This is a genomic window from Streptomyces lunaelactis, from assembly GCF_003054555.1.
GTDB classification, from domain to species: Bacteria; Actinomycetota; Actinomycetes; order Streptomycetales; family Streptomycetaceae; genus Streptomyces; species Streptomyces lunaelactis.
In genome coordinates this window covers 2720060-2739103 of record NZ_CP026304.1, presented here as the reverse complement: position 1 = coordinate 2739103, position 19044 = coordinate 2720060, and the positions used below count along the sequence as shown (strand labels likewise).

18 protein-coding genes are annotated in these 19044 nt (G+C 70.0%); 6 read left to right on the top strand and 12 right to left on the bottom strand.

What is annotated here, in order from left to right:
- Positions 1-222: 222 nt before the first annotated feature.
- Genes SLUN_RS12455 through SLUN_RS12430 form a run of 6 tightly spaced genes read right to left on the bottom strand, consistent with a single transcriptional unit; the run spans position 223 to position 6966 of the window.
- Positions 223-1362 carry a vWA domain-containing protein gene (locus SLUN_RS12455; RefSeq protein WP_217505544.1) on the bottom strand — a complete coding sequence of 380 codons (1140 nt, stop codon included), beginning with the start codon at positions 1360-1362 and terminating at the stop codon, positions 223-225.
- Between the two features lies 1 nt (position 1363).
- Complete coding sequence (locus SLUN_RS12450) at positions 1364-2272, bottom strand: AAA family ATPase (RefSeq protein ID WP_108148554.1); 909 nt, start codon at positions 2270-2272, stop codon at positions 1364-1366.
- Positions 2265-3191, bottom strand: a complete 927-nt coding sequence (locus SLUN_RS12445; protein WP_108148553.1) for an XdhC family protein — start codon at positions 3189-3191, stop codon at positions 2265-2267. Before SLUN_RS12445 ends, SLUN_RS12450 begins: the two co-directional genes overlap by 8 nt.
- Before the next feature lie 10 nt (positions 3192-3201).
- Positions 3202-5574, bottom strand: coding sequence for an aerobic carbon-monoxide dehydrogenase large subunit (locus tag SLUN_RS12440; RefSeq protein WP_108148552.1), 2373 nt, complete (start codon positions 5572-5574; stop codon positions 3202-3204).
- Positions 5571-6092: a (2Fe-2S)-binding protein gene (locus SLUN_RS12435; RefSeq protein ID WP_108148551.1), complete on the bottom strand. Its 522-nt coding sequence runs from the start codon at positions 6090-6092 to the stop codon at positions 5571-5573. The genes SLUN_RS12440 and SLUN_RS12435 overlap by 4 nt, the downstream gene beginning before the upstream one ends.
- Before the next feature lies 1 nt (position 6093).
- Positions 6094-6966 (bottom strand): FAD binding domain-containing protein, encoded by an 873-nt coding sequence (locus SLUN_RS12430; protein ID WP_108148550.1) that lies wholly within the window; start codon positions 6964-6966, stop codon positions 6094-6096.
- Positions 6967-7081: 115 nt separating this feature from the next.
- Between SLUN_RS12430 and SLUN_RS12425 the strand changes: the two genes are divergently transcribed.
- Positions 7082-8038: a LysR family transcriptional regulator gene (locus SLUN_RS12425; RefSeq protein WP_108148549.1), complete on the top strand. Its 957-nt coding sequence runs from the start codon at positions 7082-7084 to the stop codon at positions 8036-8038.
- Between the two features lie 254 nt (positions 8039-8292).
- Here the strand turns inward: SLUN_RS12425 and SLUN_RS12420 are convergent, their stop codons facing one another.
- From SLUN_RS12420 to SLUN_RS39425, 3 genes are all read right to left on the bottom strand, one after another.
- Entirely contained in the window at positions 8293-10191 is a 1899-nt protein-coding gene (locus SLUN_RS12420) for a propionyl-CoA synthetase (RefSeq protein ID WP_108148548.1), read from the bottom strand.
- A 348-nt stretch (positions 10192-10539) separates the two neighbouring features.
- Positions 10540-10767, bottom strand: a complete 228-nt coding sequence (locus SLUN_RS40310; protein ID WP_175313691.1) for a winged helix DNA-binding protein — start codon at positions 10765-10767, stop codon at positions 10540-10542.
- Between the two features lie 220 nt (positions 10768-10987).
- Positions 10988-11347: a peptidoglycan-binding domain-containing protein gene (locus SLUN_RS39425; RefSeq protein WP_159100235.1), complete on the bottom strand. Its 360-nt coding sequence runs from the start codon at positions 11345-11347 to the stop codon at positions 10988-10990.
- 1740 nt (positions 11348-13087) lie between these two features.
- On the opposite strand from SLUN_RS39425, the gene SLUN_RS12405 reads away from it, so the two are divergent.
- The 3 genes from SLUN_RS12405 (at position 13088) to SLUN_RS12395 (ending at position 16435) form a co-directional block, all read left to right on the top strand.
- Positions 13088-15553: a 3-keto-alpha-glucoside-1,2-lyase-like domain-containing protein gene (locus SLUN_RS12405; protein ID WP_218929494.1), complete on the top strand. Its 2466-nt coding sequence runs from the start codon at positions 13088-13090 to the stop codon at positions 15551-15553.
- A gap of 244 nt (positions 15554-15797) precedes the next feature.
- Positions 15798-16031 carry a type II toxin-antitoxin system VapB family antitoxin gene (locus tag SLUN_RS12400; protein ID WP_108148545.1) on the top strand — a complete coding sequence of 78 codons (234 nt, stop codon included), beginning with the start codon at positions 15798-15800 and terminating at the stop codon, positions 16029-16031.
- Entirely contained in the window at positions 16028-16435 is a 408-nt protein-coding gene (locus SLUN_RS12395; RefSeq protein WP_108148544.1) for a PIN domain nuclease, read from the top strand. The genes SLUN_RS12400 and SLUN_RS12395 overlap by 4 nt, the downstream gene beginning before the upstream one ends.
- A 195-nt stretch (positions 16436-16630) precedes the next feature.
- On the opposite strand, the gene SLUN_RS12390 is transcribed toward SLUN_RS12395, so the two are convergent.
- Together SLUN_RS12390 and SLUN_RS12385 are read right to left on the bottom strand one after the other, a co-directional pair.
- Positions 16631-17068, bottom strand: coding sequence for an SRPBCC family protein (locus SLUN_RS12390; RefSeq protein WP_108148543.1), 438 nt, complete (start codon positions 17066-17068; stop codon positions 16631-16633).
- The gene (locus SLUN_RS12385) at positions 17065-17406 is read right to left on the bottom strand and encodes an ArsR/SmtB family transcription factor (protein ID WP_108148542.1); all 342 of its coding nucleotides are present in this window, start codon (positions 17404-17406) and stop codon (positions 17065-17067) included. Before SLUN_RS12385 ends, SLUN_RS12390 begins: the two co-directional genes overlap by 4 nt.
- Positions 17407-17493: 87 nt before the next feature.
- On the opposite strand from SLUN_RS12385, the gene SLUN_RS12380 reads away from it, so the two are divergent.
- Complete coding sequence (locus SLUN_RS12380; RefSeq protein WP_108148541.1) at positions 17494-17835, top strand: SRPBCC family protein; 342 nt, start codon at positions 17494-17496, stop codon at positions 17833-17835.
- A 51-nt stretch (positions 17836-17886) separates the two neighbouring features.
- The gene (locus SLUN_RS12375) at positions 17887-18459 is read left to right on the top strand and encodes a TIGR03086 family metal-binding protein (RefSeq protein ID WP_108148540.1); all 573 of its coding nucleotides are present in this window, start codon (positions 17887-17889) and stop codon (positions 18457-18459) included.
- Positions 18460-18633: 174 nt separating this feature from the next.
- Here SLUN_RS12375 and SLUN_RS12370 read toward each other — a convergent pair whose 3' ends face one another.
- Positions 18634-18981 (bottom strand): TfoX/Sxy family protein, encoded by a 348-nt coding sequence (locus SLUN_RS12370; protein WP_108154696.1) that lies wholly within the window; start codon positions 18979-18981, stop codon positions 18634-18636.
- Positions 18982-19044: the final 63 nt, after the last annotated feature.

The window sequence follows — 19044 nt, the reverse complement described above, 5'->3', positions numbered from 1 at the left end:
CGGATCGCGGCTGCGCGGCCAAGTGCTGAGGGCGTGGTCCCGGTCGGCGACCCGGCCAAGGGAAGCTGTGAGCGGACTGGCGCCCGACGTCAAGTTCATCGCTGAAGGAACGATCCGCGGTTCGATGGGGCTGCTCGACTCGATGCGGGGGCCCGCGACACAGCCATTGCCCAGGGCTACGAGCTGGCGCGGCAGCACGGTATGGCCGGAGGACGGGCAGGGTCATCGGCGGTGGCGCGGGGCGGACAGTGCGGCGGTGAAGTCGTCCAGGGCCGCGAGGTTGTGGGCGCTGACGACGGCGTCGCAGTAGGGCAGTGCTGCAGCCATGCCGGCCACGAGCGGACGGTAGCGCGGGCTTGCCGTGCGCGGGTTGACCCATACGACGCGGTAGGCGACCCGGGACAGCCGCGCCATGTGGGTGGCGAGGTCGGCGGGCGCGCCGGTGTCCCAGCCGTCGGAGATGATGGCGACCACGGCGCCGTGCGCCATGCCGCGCCGGCCGAACCGCTCGTTGAACTCCGCCAGGCACTCCGCTATCCGGGTGCCCCCGGACCAGTCCGGGGCCGCCCGTCCGGCCCGTGCCAGGGCGTCGTCCGGCCCGGCCCGCCGGAGGGCCGGCGTGAGGCGTGTGAGCCGGGTGGCGAAGGTGAAGACCTCGGCGTGGGCGGCGCGGACGGCACAGTAGAGCAGTTGCAGCATCGCGCGGGCATAGGGCTCCATCGATCCGGAGATGTCGCAGAGCACGATGAGGTCGCGGGGGCGGGCGCGGGGCACGAAGCGGCGTAGCCGCAGCGGGTATCCGCCGGTGCGCCGGCTGACGGAGAGGGTGCGGCGCACGTCGATGCGCGCACCGTGGTGCGCGGTGCGGCGCCGGCGGGACAGCCGGGTCGGGGTGCGAAGCACAATGGTGCGCATCACCTCGGAGAGCCGGGCCAGTTCCTCGGCGGACAGGTCCGCGAAGTCGCGGTTGGCGAGACGGTCGAGCGGACTGGCGGCGAGGGGTACGGGAGCCTCCCGCGGCGGTGTGTCGGCCTCCCGGCCGCGTCCGTCCGCGGTGGCCTTCCGGGAGCCGGGGACGCGGCCGGGAACGGCGTCCGGGAGCGATCGGGCCGGGTCGCCGGGCTGCCCGCGCTGTGCTCCGCGGTCGGCCGGGCCGCCGAAGACCTCGCGGAAGACCGCGTCGAACGGCTCGATCTGCTCGCGGTCGGACACCAGGGTGGCGAGCGCGCAGTGCCGCAGCTCGCGCGTCGTCGACGGTTCCAGCAGGGTGAGCGCCCGAGCGAAGCTCCGGGTACGGTCGGGGCCCACCGCGATCCCTGCGTCGTGCAGGGCGGCGGTGAACGAGGCTGCCAGTTCTGGCATGTCAGGCATCGGAGCCTGCCTCCGCGTCGACCAGCTCCGCCAGTCCGGCCCGGCGCACGGCCTCCAGGTCCTCGGCGTACTTGAGTACCGCCCCCAGGGTGCGGTCGGCGGCGTCGGCGTCGAGAACGGAGAGCCCCAGCGCGTGCAGCGCGCCCGCCCAGTCGATCGCCTCGGCGATGCCGGGCGGCTTGGTGAGCTCCTGCCGAGCACGCAGGCGCGCCACCCCGCGCGCCACGCGCGCGGCCAGCCACTCGGCCGACTCCGGCACCCGTCTGCGGATGATCGCGGCGACTCGTGCGGTGTCCGGGTAGTCGATCCAGTGGTAGAGGCAGCGGCGTTTGAGCGCGTCGTGCAGATCCCGGGTGCGGTTGGAGGTCAGTACGGCCACCGGCGGCACCGCAGCCGTCCGGGTGCCCAGTTCGGGGATGGTGACCGCGGCATCGGCGAGCAGCTCCAGCAGAAAGGCCTCGAATTCGTCGTCGGCGCGGTCCACCTCGTCGATGAGCAGCACCGCCGGCCGCGGTCCCGGGTGGCAGATCGCGGCGAGCAGCGGCCGTGGCAGCAGGTAGTCCTCGGCGAACAGGTCGGCGTCCCGCAGGGGCTTCCCGCGGGACTCGGCCAGCCGGATGGCCAGCAGTTGCCGTGGATAGTTCCACTCATAGAGGGCCTCGGCCGAGGACAGTCCCTCGTAGCACTGCAGCCGGATCAGCGGGGTGTCGAGCACGGCGGCGAGCGCGCGGGCCGCCTCGGTCTTGCCGACACCGGGCTCGCCCTCCAGCAGGATCGGCCGCCGCATGCGCACGGCCAGCAGCAGCGCCGTGGCCAGGGCGTCGTCGGCCAGGTAGCCGACGGCGTCCAGACGCGAGCGCAGGGCGGGGACGTCGGGTACGAGGGGGTCGAGGTCAGGCATGCGCGTAACGGGAGGGGTTGTCGGCGAAGGCGTGCTGGCACCCCGGCCCGCAGAAGTACACCCTGCTGCCGGCCCGGTCCAGTGAGAGGGTGGCGGGCGTGATCGCCACGGTCATGCCGCACACGGGATCCACGTCCTGGACCACGGCCCGCGGCGCGGCGGAGTCGGCTCCGGGGCGCACGGCTCGGGCCGTCTGCGGCCGCAATGCGATGATCTCGGCGTACACCGACAGCGCGATCTCTCCCGGGGTCCGCGCGCCGATGTCCAGGCCGGCCGGGGTGTGGACGTGCGCGCGTTGTTCCTCGGTGAGACCCAGCCCGGCGAGCACCGCCGCGCCGCGCTTCGGACTGGCCACCAGCCCGATGTACGGGATCCCGGCGCGTGCGGCCTCGATCAGCACGGTCTCCTCGTCGCGGCCGTGCGTGGCGATGACGATGACGTCCAGATCGGGCGGCAGCGGCTCCCCGGGCGAGGCCGGTCGGGCGTCGAGGCCGAGCGCACGACCGACGTCGAGCAGAGCGCGGGCGATGGGGGCGTGTCCGTGGACGTACGCCAGCGCCGGGGGGAGGTTGGCCTCCAGGAAGATGTCGAGCGTCCCACCCGACAGGCAGGGATTGGCCACCGTGACCAGGCCTTCGCCCGGCTCCTGCGCGCTTTCGGCCCCGGTGTCCGCGGCGGGCGTGATCCTCAGCAGCAGCGACTCGCCGGTCTCCAGCAGCCGCAGGCCCTGCAGTTGCACCGTCGTCTCGGCGCATGTGCCGCCCACGAAGCCCTCGACGGTGCCGTCGGGCAGCACCAGCGCGCTGTCCCCGGGCTTGGCGCTCGTGGGCCGTTCCGCGTGGACGACGGTGGCCAGGACGAACGGGGTCCGGCCGTGCCGGAGCACGTCCGCGCGGGCCAGCAGTTCCGTGTTCGTCATCGCGGTGGCCTCAGGTGATCGCCAGGTCGGTGCGCAGCGGCCGGCCCTGGGCGGCCCGCCACACCGCGGCGGGCGTCAGCGGCATGTCGACATGGCGTACGCCGAGCGGTTTCAGCGCGTCGATCACGGCGTTGACCACCGCGGCGGGCGAGCCCACCGTGGCGGACTCGCCGACGCCCTTGGCTCCGATGGGGTGGTGCGGGGAGGGGGTGACGGTCTCGCCGAGCTCCCAGGACGGGCACTCGACCGAGGTGGGCAGGAGATAGTCCATGAACGACCCGCCGAGGCAGTTGCCGTCCTCGTCGAAGGCGATCACCTGCATCAGCGCCATGCCGAGGCCGTCGGCGAGTCCGCCGTGCACCTGACCCTCGACGATCATGGGGTTGATCCGGATGCCGCAGTCGTCCACGGCGATGAACCGGCGGACCTTCACCTGGCCGGTGTCCGCGTCCACGTCGGTGACGCAGATGTATGCGCCGAACGGGAAGGTGAGGTTCGGCGGGTTGTAGACGCAGGTCGCGTCCAACTGGCCCTCGACACCCTCGGGCAGCTCCAGGTTGGAGTGCGCCGCGAGGGCGATCTCGGCCATGCTCCTTCCCTGGTCGGGGTCTCCTGTGACGAACCAGCGGCCCTTCTCCCATTCCAGGTCGTCCGGGTTCACTTCGAGCATCGCCGAGGCCACGAGCCTCGCGCGCTCGCGCACCTTGCGGGAGACCATCGCCGCCGCTCCTCCGGACACCGGTGTCGAACGGGAGCCGTAGGTACCGAGCCCGAACGGGGTCTGGTCGGTGTCGCCGTGCACCACCTCGACGTCGTCCGGCGGGATGCCCAGCTCCTCGGCGACGATCTGCGCGAAGGTCGTCTCGTGGCCCTGGCCCTGGGTCTGCACGGAGATCCGCAGCACCGCCTTGCCGGTCGGGTGAACGCGCAGTTCGGCACCGTCGGCCATGCCCAGCCCGAGGATGTCCATGTGCTTGCGCGGGCCGGCGCCGACGGCCTCGGTGAAGAAGCTGACCCCGACTCCCATCAGCTCGCCGCGCTCGCGCTTCTCGGCCTGCTCCCTGCGCAGGTCCTCGTAGTGCGCCATGTCCATCGCCAGCCGCAGGGCTCGCGGGTAGTCGCCGGAGTCGTACTCCCACCCGGTCTGCGTCCGGTACGGGAACTGGCCTGGTCGCAGCAGGTTGCGCATCCGCAGCTCGGCCGGGTCCTCGCCGAGCTCGGCCGCGAGCAGGTCGACCATCCGCTCGACCAGGTACACGGCCTCGGTGACGCGGAACGAGCAGGCGTAGGCGACACCGCCGGGCGCCTTGTTGGTGTAGACGCCCGTCACGGTGCAGTGCGCGGCGGCCAGGTCGTACGAGCCGGTGAAGACGCCGAAGAAGCCGGCGGGGAAGTTGGACGGTTGCGCGGTTGAGTTGAAGGCGCCGTGGTCGGCGATCACATGGACCCGCAGGGCCTGGATCTTCCCGTCCTTCGTCGCCGCGATCTCCCCGTGCATGTGGTAGTCGCGGGCGAAGGAGGTACTCATCAGGTTCTCCGAGCGGTCCTCCACCCACTTGACCGGCTTGCCGGTGACGATCGAACCGACGACCGCGCACACGTAACCGGGGTAGATGCCGACCTTGTTGCCGAAGCCGCCCCCGATGTCCGGGGAGATGATCCGGATTTTGTGCTCCGGGATGCCGGACACCATTGCGTAGAGCGTGCGGTGTGCGTGCGGGGCCTGGGTGGTGGACCACACCGTCAGCTTCCCGGTGATGGCGTCCATGTCCGCCACGGTGCCGCAGGTCTCCAGCGGCGCCGGGTGCACCCGCGGGTACAGCATGTCCTGCTCCACCACGACGTCGGCGGCTGAGAATGCCTCGTCGGTGCGCTCCTTGTCGCCCGCCGACCAGTCGAAGATGTGGTTGTCGGTCTGCTGTTCCTTGTCGTCGCGGATCACCGGCGCGTCCGGGGCGAGCGCCCGGCGGGCGTCCGCGACCGGCGGCAGCGGTTCGTATTCCACGTCGATCAGTTCAAGGGCGTCCCGGGCGGCGTAATGGTCCTCGGCTACGACGAAGGCGACCTCCTGGCCCTGGAAGCGCACCTTGTCGGTGGCCAGCACCGCCTGAGTGTCGTGCGAGAGCGTGGGCATCCAGGCCAGCCCGAGACCGGCCAGGGTCTCCCCGGTGATCACGGCCTTGACCTTCGGGTGCGCCTCGGCGGCGCTGGTGTCGACGGACACGATCCGGGCGTGCGCCAGCGGGCTGCGCAGGACGGCGCCGTGCAGCATCCCGGGCAGCCGGACATCGTCGACGTAGGTTCCGTGGCCGCGGACGAACCTCGCGTCCTCCTTGCGGGTCATCCGTCCGAAGCCGACCGGCCGTTCCTCGGTGGTCGTCATGCCCGCACCTCCTCGCGGCCGGGCGCCTGCTCGGTGCCCGTATCGGCGGTCCGCGCCCCGCCGTCGTGCTCGGCGGCCCAGCGGATGGAGCGCACGATGTTCTCGTAACCGGTGCAGCGGCACACTTGTCCGGAGATGGCCTTGCGGATGTCGTCCTCGGACGGATCCGCGTTGTGGTCGAGCAGCCAGCGGGCGGTCATCATCATCCCCGGCGTGCAGAAGCCGCACTGCAGCCCGTGGCAGGCGACGAATCCCTGCTGCACCGGGTCGAGTTCGGCCCCGTGCGCCAAGCCCTCGACGGTCCGCACCTCATGGCCGTCGGCCATCACCGCGAGCACGGTGCAGGACTTCACCGGTGTCCCGTCCAGCCAGACGGCGCACACCCCGCAGTTGGAGGTGTCGCAGCCCCAGTGGGTGCCGGTGAGCCCGAGTTCGTCGCGCAGGAAGTGCACGAGCAGCAGCCTGGGCTCCACGTCCCTCGTGTGCTGCTCGCCGTTCACGGTCACGGTGATCCGCATGTCACGCCTCCTGCCCCTGGGCGCGGGCGGCCGCGGCGCGCAGCGCCCGCGCGGTGAGCTCCCCGACCAGATGCCGCTTGTAGTCGACCGGGCCGCGCTGGTCGGCCGTCGGCCTGCACTCCTGCGAGGCGATCCGGCCCGCCTCGGCGAAGCCCTCGTCGTCCGGCCGTCCGCCGCGCAGGAAGTCCTCGGCCCGCTCGGCCACGAACTGTGGGGCACCCACTGCGGTCAGCCCGATCCCGGCCTGGGTGATGACCCCGTCGGAGATCTCCAGCACCGCTCCTGCGGCGACGACCGCCCAGTCGCCGACCCGGCGCTCGACCTTGCGGTAGGCGCTGGCGTGCGAACGGATGGGCACTCGGATTTCCACCAGAAGCTCCGCTTCGTCCAGCGCGGTCTCGTACGGCCCGAGGAAGAACTCCCTGATCCCGATGGTGCGCCTGCCGCCGGGGCCTTGGGCGACAAGGGTCGCCCGCAGTGCCGAGAACGCCGCGGACAGGTCCTCCGACGGATCGGCCTGGCACAGCGAGCCGCCCACGGTGCCGCGGTTGCGTACGAGCGGATCGGCGATGACCAGTTCCGCGTCCCGCAGGATGGGGAAGTGCTCGCCGACGACCGGCGAGGCGAGCAGCTCCGCGTGGCGGACCATCGCTCCGACTGACAGTTCGTGCCCGTCCACCCGGATCAACGCAAGCTCGCCGAGGCCGTTGATATCGATCAGGGCTTCGGGCTGGGCCAGACGCAGCTTCATCATCGGCAGCAGGCTGTGTCCGCCCGCCACCACCCGGGCCTCGGGGCCGTACCGCGTGAGCAGCTCGATCGCCTGCTCGAGGCTGGTGGCCGTCTCGTACTGGAAGGCAGCTGGTACCTGCATCGGGCCCTCCTGGAATGCTCTACCCGTTGTGCAGTGATGCTGCGCTCTTCCTCACCGGCCATGCAATGGGTCGATAAGCATTCACTTATCCCTCTAAACGGGGGAGAATCGGATAATGACCGTCACGCAGCTCAGCACCTTCGTGCTGGTCGCCCGGCTCGGTTCGGTGGGTGCCGCCGCGCGGACTCTGGACGTGAGCGAGTCTGCGGTGTCGCAGGCGCTCACCGCGCTGCGCACCCACTTCGGCGATCCGCTCATCCGGCGCACCGGCGGCGGTGGGATGCGTCTGACGCCCGCGGGGGCGCGGCTGCTGCCGGTTGCGTCGCGGATGGTCGCGCTGAGCGCGGATGCCGAGGCGGCAGTGCGGGCGGCGCGGGGTGCGCCCGACGAGCTGCGGGTCGTCGCCACGAGCACGCTGGCCGAGTTCGTGCTCCCGTCGCTCGTGGAGGCCTTCGACGGCCGCTCGGGGCGCAGGACCGAGACCTCGTTCGGGGTGGCCGCCGGCAACGAGATACGCGTGCTGGTGGAGAACCGGCTGGCCGACGTCGCGCTCGGGCCGTATCTTGGCGCCGTCCGCGGGGGCGAACCGGTCAGCGAGCCGCTGTTCCGCACCCAGCTGGTCGTGGTGACCGGCGCCAGGTCGCCGCGGCCGCCCGGTCCGCCGCCGCAGTGGTCGTGGCTGGTCGATTCCTCCGGAACCGATCCGGACGCGGACTCCGGGCGGCTGCTGCGCCGGCTCGGTGTGGCCGAGGGGCACGTGCGGGTGTTCCCCAACCAGGCCGCGACCTGGGCGGCCGCCGCCGAGGGCGCGGGGGTGGCACCAGCGTTGGCCCATCTGGTGTCGCCCCGCATCCGGCGTGACGAGCTGCGCATACTGGAGACCCCAGCCACACCGTCGGACGCCACATGGCACGCCACCGTCCTGCAGCCCGAGCACCGTTCCCCGGCCACCGACGGGTTCCTGCACTTCCTGCACACCCCCGCAGCGACCCGCATCATGCGCGCGCCCGGTGCGGGCGTCCCGCCCTCCCAGTTCCGGCCGCCGGTGTACGTCACGCTCTGGGGCGGATGAGAAGCGGCAGGAACGCCCCACGGGCGCACCGTCAGGCGAACCCCGGGCCCCCGGTCCCGCCTTTCCGCGGTGGGCGACAAGGCCCAAGAGCTCTGCGCTGGGCCTGATCTCGTCGGTGGCCATCGGACTCGCCTCGACCGCCACCCCGGCACGATCGGCGCGAGCGCCGACACCGGGCCGACGTACATGCTGAACAGCGCGGCGCGGGTGCGGCACCCGCACCGTGCTGCCCAGCAAGAGCCATCAGCAACGCCCTAGACGTCGTCGCGGAGTACCGGGCGCAGGGTCTCGAGCACCGTGGGATCTTCGATGGTGGAAGGGAGTTCGGGGTCGCGGCCGTCGGCGATGTCGCGCATGGTGCGGCGCAGGATCTTTCCCGATCGCGTCTTGGGCAGCGCGGCGACCACGTCGACCTGGCGCAGCGCCGCCACGGGGCCGATCGTCTCCCTTACGGCGGTGACGAGGTCCGCGGCGATTTCACGCACATCGCGGTCGAGGCCGGTCTTGAGGACGACGAATCCGCGCGGCACCTGTCCCTTGAGCGTGTCGGCCACGCCGACGACTGCGCACTCGGCGACATCCGGGTGGGCGGCGAGCACTTCCTCCATCGCGCCGGTGGACAGCCGGTGCCCGGCGACGTTGATCACGTCGTCGATGCGGCCCATGATGTAGATGTAGCCGTCCTCGTCCTTGCGTCCGCCGTCGCCGGTGAGGTAGTAGCCGCTGTAGGCGGACAGGTACGAGCGCACATACCTCTCGTCGTCGTGCCACAGCGTGGGCAGCGTTCCGGGCGGCAGCGGCAGCCGGATGGCCACCGCGCCGTCGGTGCCGGGGGGCGCTTCGCGGCCCGCTTGGTCGAGGATGTGCACGTCGTAGCCGGGCATCGGCATCGTGGGTGAGCCGGCCTTGATCGGGTGCGGCTCAAGGCCCATGGGATTGGCGACGATCGGCCATCCGGTCTCGGTCTGCCACCAGTTGTCGACCACCGGCACACCGAGCAGGTCGGTCGCCCAGCGGTAGGTCTCCGGGTCCAGGCGCTCGCCGGCCAGGAACAGGTGGCGCAGCGATCCGATGTCGTGGGCGTGGAGAAGTGCTCCGTGTGGGTCCTCCTTCTTCACTGCGCGGATTGCGGTGGGCGCGGTGAACAGTGCCGTTACGCGGTGTTCGGCGATCACCCGCCACAGCGCACCGGCGTCCGGGGTGCCGACGGGCTTGCCTTCGTAGAGCACGGTGGTGCAGCCGGTGAGCAGGGGGGCGTAGACGATGTAGGAGTGGCCGACGACCCAGCCGACGTCGGAGGCCGCCCAGAAGACTTCGCCGGGGTGGGTGTCGTAGATGTTCTCCAGGGACCAGCGCAGCGCGACCGCGTGGCCGCCGTTGTCGCGCACGACGCCTTTGGGGCGGCCGGTGGTGCCGGAGGTGTAGAGGATGTAGAGCGGGTCGGTGGCGGCCACGGGGACGCAGTCCACCGGCTTGGCAGTCGCCATGGCCTGGTCCCAGTCGAGGTCACGGTCGGTCAGGTCTGCCGTGGATTGCGGCCGCTGGCGGATGATGCAGTGCTCCGGCTGGTGCTCGGCCAGGGCGAGGGCGGCGTCCAGCAGGGGCTTGTACGGCACGACGCGGGTCGGTTCGATGCCGCACGATGCGGCGATGACGACTTTGGGGCGGGCGTCGTCGATGCGCACGGCCAGCTCATGCGCGGCGAATCCGCCGAAGACGACCGAGTGGACGGCGCCGATGCGGGCACAGGCCAGCATGGCGACGACCGCCTCGGGAATCATCGGCATATAGATCGCGACGCGGTCGCCTTTGGCCACACCGAGCCCGGCCAGCACTCCGGCGAACTGCGCGACCTGGTCACGCAACTCTCGATAGGTGAACGACGCCTTGCGGCCGGTGACCGGACTGTCGTATGTCAGTGCGAGTTGCTCGCCGCGCCCGGCGTCGACATGGCGGTCCAGTGCGTTGTGGCAGGTGTTCAATTGCCCGTCGGGGAACCACCGGTACAGCGGGGCTTGTGACTCGTCGAGGGCGCGGGTCGGCGCGACGGCCCAGTCGATGGCACGGGCGGCGTCCAGCCAGAAGCCTTCCGTATCCTCCAGACTGCGCCGGTACTCGGCCGCATACCCGCCCTGCTTCGGCGTCTGCGTCATGTCGCTGGTCCCTTTCTCGTTCCGTCTGGGGGCTGGAAGGTCTGGCCCGCCCCACGCCCGTTCCGTCCGGGCAGTGCCACGGTCAGCCCCTCACATCGGGCGCCCGGGTACTTCATCAGCCATTCGGTGACGGCTTCCGCACACATCCAGAATGAGATCGCCCTTCTCCGCTGTCGCCGAACGCGCGTCACCCGCCACGCCCGACGATGTGACCTCATGGAACGATCGTGGTACATGCGTCGTCTCGCTCGCATCCGATGCAGCGCGATCCACGGGGCGACGGCCTCGGCGAGCCTTACCCCACGACCGTGTGGGTCGGGGCTGGTCTGGGGCATGCGGACACCTCTGTCAGCGCCCGCAGAACGCACGGTGCTCCAGGTCGGTCAGGGTCTTCTGGATCGTGTTGGCAGTCAGGCGGCCGGTGGGGGTCAGTTCGACGAGCACTGCACGGCGATCGCCGGCGCGGGCGCCGCGGGTGATGTGACCGCGTCGCTCGCCGGGGGCACGTCCATGTCGCGGATCATGCGCCGACCTGCTTTTGAGCACAGCCGTGACCGTGAAGCTGTACGTGTCCACGGCGCTTAACCGTAGCCTCGGCACGCATGGGCGCTGGACACGGTCTTGGGACCGGTTGCGGCTGCCCGAGTCGGCGCTGCATGCTTTGGCCCCGGTCTGCCTTGGTCGAGTGGCCCGTTTGGCCTGCCCGATTTGGTCCCGTTTGGCTGTTGAGTGGCGAGGACCGAATCTGACCGACGTGTTCTCGTCGGCCGAGGGTTCCTCGCATGGTTGCCGCTGATTATTTGGTTCGCAGCATAAGGGCGAGGCGAGTGTGGTCGCCGTACATGCCGGTCTCGTCGCCGCGGATGCTGTACCGCTTCTGGAATCTGGCCACGGCTTCCCGGACCGCCATGTCGTATCGGCCACTGATCGCGCCGCCCTCGTAGATGTTCGGGATCTGGAGCAGACGCACCTGCAACTCGTACACGCCATGGCCGCTGTCGCCTTGGCGCAGCACCCCCGTGCCTGGGATCTCGGGGAGCGTGGGAGCCGGATTGTCGGGCAGTGGTCGTTCCAGTTGCCCGGAGGGCGGGGCGGGGACCGCAGGTGCGGGGTTGTCGTTGACCAGCAGCGCAGAGGCGAGGATCAATCCGCTCACGGCGATGCCCCCTAAGGCTCCGGCGAGACGAGTGTCCAGCCGGTCGATGGAGGGCCGCCATCCCCGACGGTTGTTCCTCGCGTGCGTGCGGACGGGTGACGGTGATGCCTTCGAGGGCGGGGTGATGAGTTGATCCGAGGGCGGGGCCGGGCGGTGGGGGGTAGCCGACCGAGTGGCGTCCGTGCGTGGGCCGGTCCCGCGGAGCGCGCCCTCCTGCGGGGGAGCCGGGGGCAGGAAGGTCACCGGCGGCGTGGCGTGCGCTGGGCCTGCGCCACTCGCCATCGGTGGCTTTCCCACCCTCGGGGGCAGTACAGGCTCCAGATGCGTGCCGCGCAACCAAAGCGGCTCCACCACCACGTCCTGCGGAGCATCGACCTGGCGTAGGCCACCGGTACGGGGCGGCTCCCCGACTGGCGGCGAGATGGCGTGCGGAGGCTCAAGATCCAGGTACTCGGGCCCACGCCTCGTCGGCTGTGTCCGTAGGGGTGGGGGCGGAGTCTGGGGCGAGGGCAGGGACGGGATCGGATGAGTGGAGCCGGCGTCCCTGGCCGGTTCGCTGCGTTGACGCCAGGACAGCGGCGGGCACTCGGTCCAGCCCTCCTGCTCGTCGAACTTGTAGAGGTCGGCGCGTGCGGCGTCCAGGGCGTCCAGCACGGCCTGAAACGAGTCCCGTATCTCTTGGGCAATATCAGGACCTGGACCGTGAGTTCGCTGAGGTTCGGTGTCGTTGAATCCCACTGGCACTCTCCTCAATCAACGTCCGTGGATGTCGTGTCTCGGACAGACCAGCAATGTCCTTCCTGTGTGGATACGTACCAAGAATGTTGGGTGGCGGTTGCAGGGGGTTTGTGACGGGGGGCTGGGCTGCGCGGATCGGGCTTCGCTGTTCTGTTGTGAGGCGATACGCAGCCCGTGCGGGTCTGTCTCATCGCGCCTTCCGGTATGTAGTGCGTATCTCATCGAATTCGTCGAGGAGTTGACGGCCTGCGGCAACCTGCCGGGCGCTGACTCGGTCGTGGATGCGCGGTCTGGGCCCACAGTCCTGCGGTGCGAAGAGCCGGAGCACAACGTGATGTTGGAGAGGCCTACGACGTCACCAGAAGGGCGACCGGACACGTCCGGTGGATCTTGCTAGTCAGCCGCCTGTGCGCAGGCGAGAGGTACAGCGCCCGTCTCGTGTGCCCGTTCTGGGGGTGTTCCGGCGGGTGCTGTGTGGTCGTCTTGAGGTGCCGGAGAGCAAGATCACCTTCGCGGGGCTGCTCGCCTCCGGCATCGGTACGCAAGCGGGAGCAGACGAGGGGGCTGGGCCTGAAGCGGCCCGAACTGAAAACGGCCCGGCCGGCTGGTTCTGCAAGCGAGTAGTTTTGACTCGGTTGTCTACGAATTCACTCGCGGCACCGGCATATCGCAAGCGTCTGAGCTCGTACACCGGTCGCCGGGATCCGGTTCCATCTCCACTGTCGGGGCGGCACCCGGCGGCACGCTCTCGGTGCACCTGGCCGGCCTTTGCAGAGTGATCACTCTCGGTGCTGCCGCCCGCCGGTTCACCCGTTGGGCTGCGACCGGTCTGCCGGACTTCGGCTCGTCTACGGCGCCGCGCCTACAAGGGCATCACCATCAGAACCTCCGGAAATCGCCACTTAAGCGGATTGCTCGCATGCGCGGAGTAAGAGCACGATGTCCCTGCCGATTCCGGCTCCGAATGGACGAGAAGGGGCTTTGATGGCTACCGCTACGCAAGTGACTGACTTCTCTCGAGACGTGCTGGGCCGGTATGTGTGCAACAGCCTGGACGAGGCGCTCGCCAGCACCGATGCCCAGGCACACCCCGGTGCCCGTCCGTTCGACGTGATCGTGGTCGGCGGCGGGAGCTTCGGAGCGGTGGTGGCCGCGCACCTGTTCAACCGGGACGCCTCCCGCACCCGCCGGGTCCTGGTGCTGGAGGGCGGGCCTTTCGTGCTGCCGGAGCACGTGCAGAATCTGCCGGTGCTCGGGCTGGGCGTGCCCGGCCCGACCAGCATCGCCCAACTGCGCCAGCAGGGGCAGGCGGGGGTACCCCGCAACGAGGTGTGGGGGCTTCCCTGGCACTCCCCGGTGCCATTCACCGGCCTGGCGTACTGCGTGGGCGGCCGTTCCCTGTACTGGGGCGGCTGGGCGCCGCAGCCGCTGCCCGCGGAGCTGTCGGCGACTGTCTGGCCGAAGCCGGTCGTGGATGACCTGAACGGTGGCCAGTTCGCGGCGGCGAGCGAACAAATCGGGGTCGACCAGACCAATGACTTCATCTTCGGCGCGTTGCAGAACGCGCTGCGGCGCCGGCTGTATGACGCAGTGGGTCAGCAGCCGCCTCTTCCCGGCGCAGCGGCACTTGGCGGACTCCCCAATCACCCAGCCCTCCCGAACGGCGCGGCAACGAAGGCACAGCTCGCCCACCTGCTGGGCCTGAGCTCAGCAGACGTTCAAGGACGTACCGACAAGGAACTCACGGACGAGCTGAAGCTGGAGGCCCCCCTTGCGGTGCAGACCCGCACCCGGCCGGGGTTCTTCCCGAACAACAAGTACAGCGCGGTTCCGCTGATGATCCAGGCGGCCAGGACCGCTTGGGCGGAGTCGGCGGGCAACGACGCGGACAAGCGGCTGATGATCGTCCCCGAGTGTCATGTGCTGCGGCTGGAGACCCGCGGTAGCGACGTCATCGGCGTCCAGACCAGCCAGGGGCACATCCCGGTGCCGAGCCACGGCGCGGTGGTCATCGCGCTGGGCACCATCGAAAGCACCCGTCTCGCGCTGGACGCATTCGGCGGCATGCCCGGCACCGGGCCGATCGGCAGCGGGCTGATGGCCCACCTGCGCTCCAACCTCACCATCCGTATTCCGCGCGAGGCGCTCGGCCCCATTGCCGAACAGGAGCTGATGGCCGCGGCGCTGTTCCTCAAGGGCCGTTCGGAAGGAGCAGACGGCCGGGACCGGTTCTTCCACCTGCAGATCACAGCCGCCGGGCTGGGCGCGCGCGGTGCCGACTCCGAGGCGGAGCTGTTCAAGAAGCTCCCCGATGTCGACCTCTTCCACCGGTTCAAGACCGCCAGCGATACGCATGTCGTGCTGACCCTGCGCGGCATCGGCGAGATGGATCCGGACAACCCCGCCAACCGCGTCCTGCTCGATACGGAACAAGATGAGTACGGTGTGCGCCGCGCTCTGGTCGAGCTGTCTGCCACCGCCGCTGACGATGGGCTGTGGGGGGATATGGACGCTTGCGCCGACGCCGCCGCTCTCGCCTTCGCCGGCACCCACGCCTATGAAGTCCTGGATGGCCGGGTCAAGGACCGGCAGGTGTGGCGGCCGGTTGCGGCCGGGCAGCCGCCCGCCACGGTGGTGCCTGCCGACGCGCACCGCGACAAGCTCGGCACCACGCACCACGAGGGCGGAACGCTGCGGCTGGGTGGTGACTCGACCACATCGGTGACCGATCCCGACTGCCGAATTCACGGCACCAACAACGCCTACGTTGCCGGCCCCGCCCTTTTCCCCCGGCTTGGTTCACCCAACCCCATGCTCACCGGCGTTGCGCTCGCCCGCCGGCTCGCCGAGCACCTCACCCTCGACAGGCGCTTCCAGGCCCCCGACGGCCACCAGGTGCTCTTCGACGGCACTGATCTGAGCTCGTGGCGTATGGCCGGCGCCGGCAGGTTCCTCATCGTCGACGGCGCGCTGCAAGCCGCGCCCGGTAACGACCTTGGCCTGCTGTGGTGCGTGCGTCCCACCCCCGCCGACTTCTCTCTCAGATTGCAGTACCGGCTGACCCGCCCCGACGACAATTCCGGGGTGTTCGTACGCTTCCCCGACCCGGACAGTAAGGGCTACGTCAACACCGCCTGGGTGCCTGTCCACTTCGGCTTCGAAGCCCAGATCGACGATCTCGCTCGCCCGGACGGCGCCGGTATCCACGGCACCGGCGCCATCTACGGCGTCGGCAACCAGCAGTACACCCCCGTTCCCGCCCGACCGGTCGGGGAATGGAACGACTACGAGATCCAGGTCCGCGACCAGACCTACACCGTGGTCCTCAACGGCCAGCAGACCACCAGCTGGACCAATCCCGACCTGGCCCGCGGCCTGCCGAGCACCCCTGCCGTCCCCAGCTACGTCGGTCTGCAGGCCCACTCTGGGAGGATCTCGTTCCGCCACATCCGCATCAACGCTCTCTGACGGCCTCCGGCAGAGTCAGCTTGCTCTCCGTTGCGCAGAGAGCAAGCTGACCACGCGCCTGCTTCCGCCCCTTCCGCCAGCACGTTGACGACGACGGACTCCATCAGCCCAAGGTCTCCGACCTGCGCGACCTGACGGGCCTGCGACGCTTTGGAGGCATCCATTCCGATTCCTTCAGGTCAGGCCGGCTCCAATGTTGGTGATGTACCTTGATGGCATACATCATGGATGCTGGAGGTGCTCGATGTCCGTCACACAGATTGATCTCGATGACGAGGCACTCGCCGAGGCCATGCGGCTGATGGGTGTCACGACGAAGAAGGAGACGGTCAACGCGGCCCTGCGGGACTACGTGGCACGGATCAAGCGGCTCGATGCCGCCGAAAAGCTGGCCGCGCGCGGTGCGCGTGGCGAGTTCGAGCAGGCCGCGGCGGTGCATGACGCAGGCAAGCGTGCCCGACGCGAGGCCTTCGAGTGATCACATACCTGCTTGACACCTCCGCCCTGTGGCACCTGTTCCGCACCCCCGGAGCATTGCCGCCCTGGGAGGGGCATATCGCCGCCGGGGTGTTCCACCTTTGCGAGCCGACACGCGCCGAATTTCTCTACTCGGCAACCAGCCCGTCCCACCGGGACGAGCTCGCGGAGGAGTTGGACACACTCTGCCTGCTCTCTCCCGTTCCGAAGAATGCCTGGCGTTGGGTCGACACCGCCCAGTACAAACTGACCCAGCGGGGTCAGCATCGCGCGGCAGGAGCGATCGACCTGTTGGTGTGTGCGACCGCGGTCCACCACGGGCATACCGTCCTCCATGTGGACAACGACTTCGCGACGGCGGCCGGAGTGCTCAAGGAAGTTCAGCAGCGAGACGTACGAGCCTGATCTCCTGGGGCCGGTCCACGGTGTCCGCCTGTTGGCCCCTCGCTGATCGATGTCCAAGCCACTGTCCCAAGACTGTGAACCTGGTCGGCTCTCTGAGCGCAGCGGTCGCGCTCGGCGGCCGCGTCCAGCAGGGATACAAGGCGGGCAGTGGTGTCGTCAGCCAGGCTCGTGCCAGTGACCCAAAGGCCGGGCAGCTCACATCCAGTTGTCGGAACCCGGGTCGCCGCCCGCCGCCAGCGTCGCGAGCCGGTCCACATAGTGCACCCAGCCCTCCTTGTGTGCGGCGCACGCCTCGAGGGAGGGCAGGCCGCGGTGGACCAGGCGCAGCAAGGTGCCGTCGGCGACGGGTTCGAGGGTGATTTCGACCGTCGTCGAGCCGGGCGGCACGGACATCCCGCCCTCGGCCCAACCCCAGGTGAAGACCAGCCGCTTGGGCGGGTCGACCTCGACGAAGCGGCCCTCCGCGACGTTCTCACCGGTGACGTTCGTCCGATACGCGCCGCCGGGCTCGAAGCTGAACTCACCGGCCTTGCCCATCCAGGACAGCCACTTGTCCCGGTCGGTGAAGAAGGAGAACACCGTCTCGGGCCGGGCGGCGATGCGCCGCTCCACCGTGACCACGTCTGTACTCAAGGGCTCGCCCCTTCGGACTCATCGGGTACCTGGGCCCGTTCCTCCGCCTCGGCCGCTTCCGCCAGCTCGGCGAGAGTGTCCAGCTTGGTGGCCCACATGGACTGCAGGTAGTCGGCCAGCGGGCCCATGCCCTCGCGGTCGGCCCGGTAGAAGCGTTTCTTGCCGTCCTGGCGCAGCGTAACCAGGCCGGAGTCCCGTAGCACCTTGAGGTGCTGCGAGACCGCTCCGAAGGTGACGTCGAACCGCTCGGCGATCTCGCCCGCGGACAGCTCTGCGTCCCAGACCAGGCGAAGAATCTCCCGCCGTCTGGGCTCGGCGACCGCCCGTACCGCATCCATGGACTTCATTTTAGCCGCCACTTCAATTTGCCATCGAGGCGAAGTCATTTTAGTCTGAGCTAAAGCGACTGGCGAGGAGCACATGTCATGACGGACATCGCGATGCAGCTGCACATCGAGGCCGACGCGGACGGTCTGCATGAACTGCAGTTCCCTGGCGTGCCGGAGGCGTGGCGGCTGCGCATCACCGAGGCGGAGCCGGGCAAGCGGCTCGTCCTGGCGGGCGAGAACGGCCCCTGGACCGGCACACTGCAGACCTACGAGGTCCTGACTCGCCCCGAGGGCGACGTCACTCTGCGCTTCACCCACAGCGGCTTCCCGGCCGTCGACGATGCCTATCGGGACTTCACGTACGGCTGGGCGACGAAGTTCGTACAGCTGAAGGCATACGCCGAGACGGGCAAGCCCGCGCCCTTCTTCACCGGCTGACCCTGCACCGACCCCCGCCGGACGCACCGGCGAATCCGAGGGAGAGATCTCATGAACACCCAGCACAGCACACTGCCCACCGCCATCCGGGAATGCGCCGACGCGGTCGCGGCGACGGCCTCCGGCGTCTCTGCCGAACAGCTCGGCGACCGCACCCCGTGCGAGAAGTTCACCGTCGCTGAGCTCCTCGACCACCTGGGCGAGACCCTGTCCTCCTCCGCGCGCGCCGCCCGGAAGGAGCCGCAGCCCGACGGGGCCGCCGCCTCAGGCACATCGACGACGTCCGTCGCCGAGTCCGCCAACCGGGCCGCGGCGGCCTGGGGTGACCCCGGCACGTACGAGGGCACGACCGAGTTCGGCCCCGGCGAGATGCCGGCCGGCTTCGCGGCCACGATCACCCTGGAGGAACTCGCCCTGCACGGCTGGGACCTGGCCCGCGCCACCGGGCAGGAGTTCGCCATCGGCGAGGACGCTGCGCAGGTCGCCCTCGGCGCGGTGGAGCAGATCGCGGAGCAAGCCCGGACCAGCGGCGCCTACGGCCCGCCCGTCCCCGTATCCGCCGACGCGCCCGCCTTCCACCGCGCGCTCGGCGCCAGCGGCAGGAATCCTGAGTGGAGCGGCTGACCGTCCCGCGTACGGCGCCCGGCAGGGACGTCGGGAGAGCGGCATGACGATCGACGAGACAGCGGAGCGCGTCATCCCGCTCCCGCCCGACCGGGTGGCGGCCTATGCCATGGACTGGCGAAACGATCCCGAGTTTCCGCCAACTCCGCTGTTCCAGCTCTGCCGGGTGAGAGGTCATCTGCCTCGGGGCGCGGCCGGTTTGGGCGGTAGGCTCCGGGCGTAGGCGGCGGCCTGTGAGATCCAGTCCGCGAGCGCCGGCCCGGCGAGTGCGTCGGGTGCGACGAACACCATGGACTTCATGGTCCGGCCGGTGAAGTCCATGGGCCGCACGCCGGGGCGTTGCAGGGCCTCGGTGGCGCCGTCCGGCCCGAGCCTGATCATGAGTTCGTCGTGGACGACGCCGCAGAACATGTGGCCGCCCGTCAGGAACGCCAGTCCGCCAAACATCTTGCGTTCGCTGACGTCATCGGTCGGTGGCAGCGTCTCCCGGACTCGCTCGGCGAGGGCCTCGTCGTACGGCATCCATGCCTCCATTGTGTCGGCAAAGTGGTCGGGCAGGCCGAACAGTTTGACCTTCCACCCCAC

Coding starts and splice junctions, on each gene's coding strand:
- SLUN_RS12380 (WP_108148541.1), top strand. CDS start 17,494: ATGACGGACATCGCGATGCAGCTGCACATCGAGGCCGACGCGGACGGT.
- SLUN_RS12435 (WP_108148551.1), bottom strand. CDS start 6,092: ATGCGGATCACCGTGACCGTGAACGGCGAGCAGCACACGAGGGACGTG.
- SLUN_RS12420 (WP_108148548.1), bottom strand. CDS start 10,191: ATGACGCAGACGCCGAAGCAGGGCGGGTATGCGGCCGAGTACCGGCGC.
- SLUN_RS12370 (WP_108154696.1), bottom strand. CDS start 18,981: ATGCCGTACGACGAGGCCCTCGCCGAGCGAGTCCGGGAGACGCTGCCA.
- SLUN_RS12375 (WP_108148540.1), top strand. CDS start 17,887: ATGAACACCCAGCACAGCACACTGCCCACCGCCATCCGGGAATGCGCC.
- SLUN_RS12455 (WP_217505544.1), bottom strand. CDS start 1,362: ATGCCAGAACTGGCAGCCTCGTTCACCGCCGCCCTGCACGACGCAGGG.
- SLUN_RS12385 (WP_108148542.1), bottom strand. CDS start 17,406: ATGGATGCGGTACGGGCGGTCGCCGAGCCCAGACGGCGGGAGATTCTT.
- SLUN_RS12450 (WP_108148554.1), bottom strand. CDS start 2,272: ATGCCTGACCTCGACCCCCTCGTACCCGACGTCCCCGCCCTGCGCTCG.
- SLUN_RS12425 (WP_108148549.1), top strand. CDS start 7,082: ATGACCGTCACGCAGCTCAGCACCTTCGTGCTGGTCGCCCGGCTCGGT.
- SLUN_RS12430 (WP_108148550.1), bottom strand. CDS start 6,966: ATGCAGGTACCAGCTGCCTTCCAGTACGAGACGGCCACCAGCCTCGAG.
- SLUN_RS12400 (WP_108148545.1), top strand. CDS start 15,798: ATGTCCGTCACACAGATTGATCTCGATGACGAGGCACTCGCCGAGGCC.
- SLUN_RS12445 (WP_108148553.1), bottom strand. CDS start 3,191: ATGACGAACACGGAACTGCTGGCCCGCGCGGACGTGCTCCGGCACGGC.
- SLUN_RS12440 (WP_108148552.1), bottom strand. CDS start 5,574: ATGACGACCACCGAGGAACGGCCGGTCGGCTTCGGACGGATGACCCGC.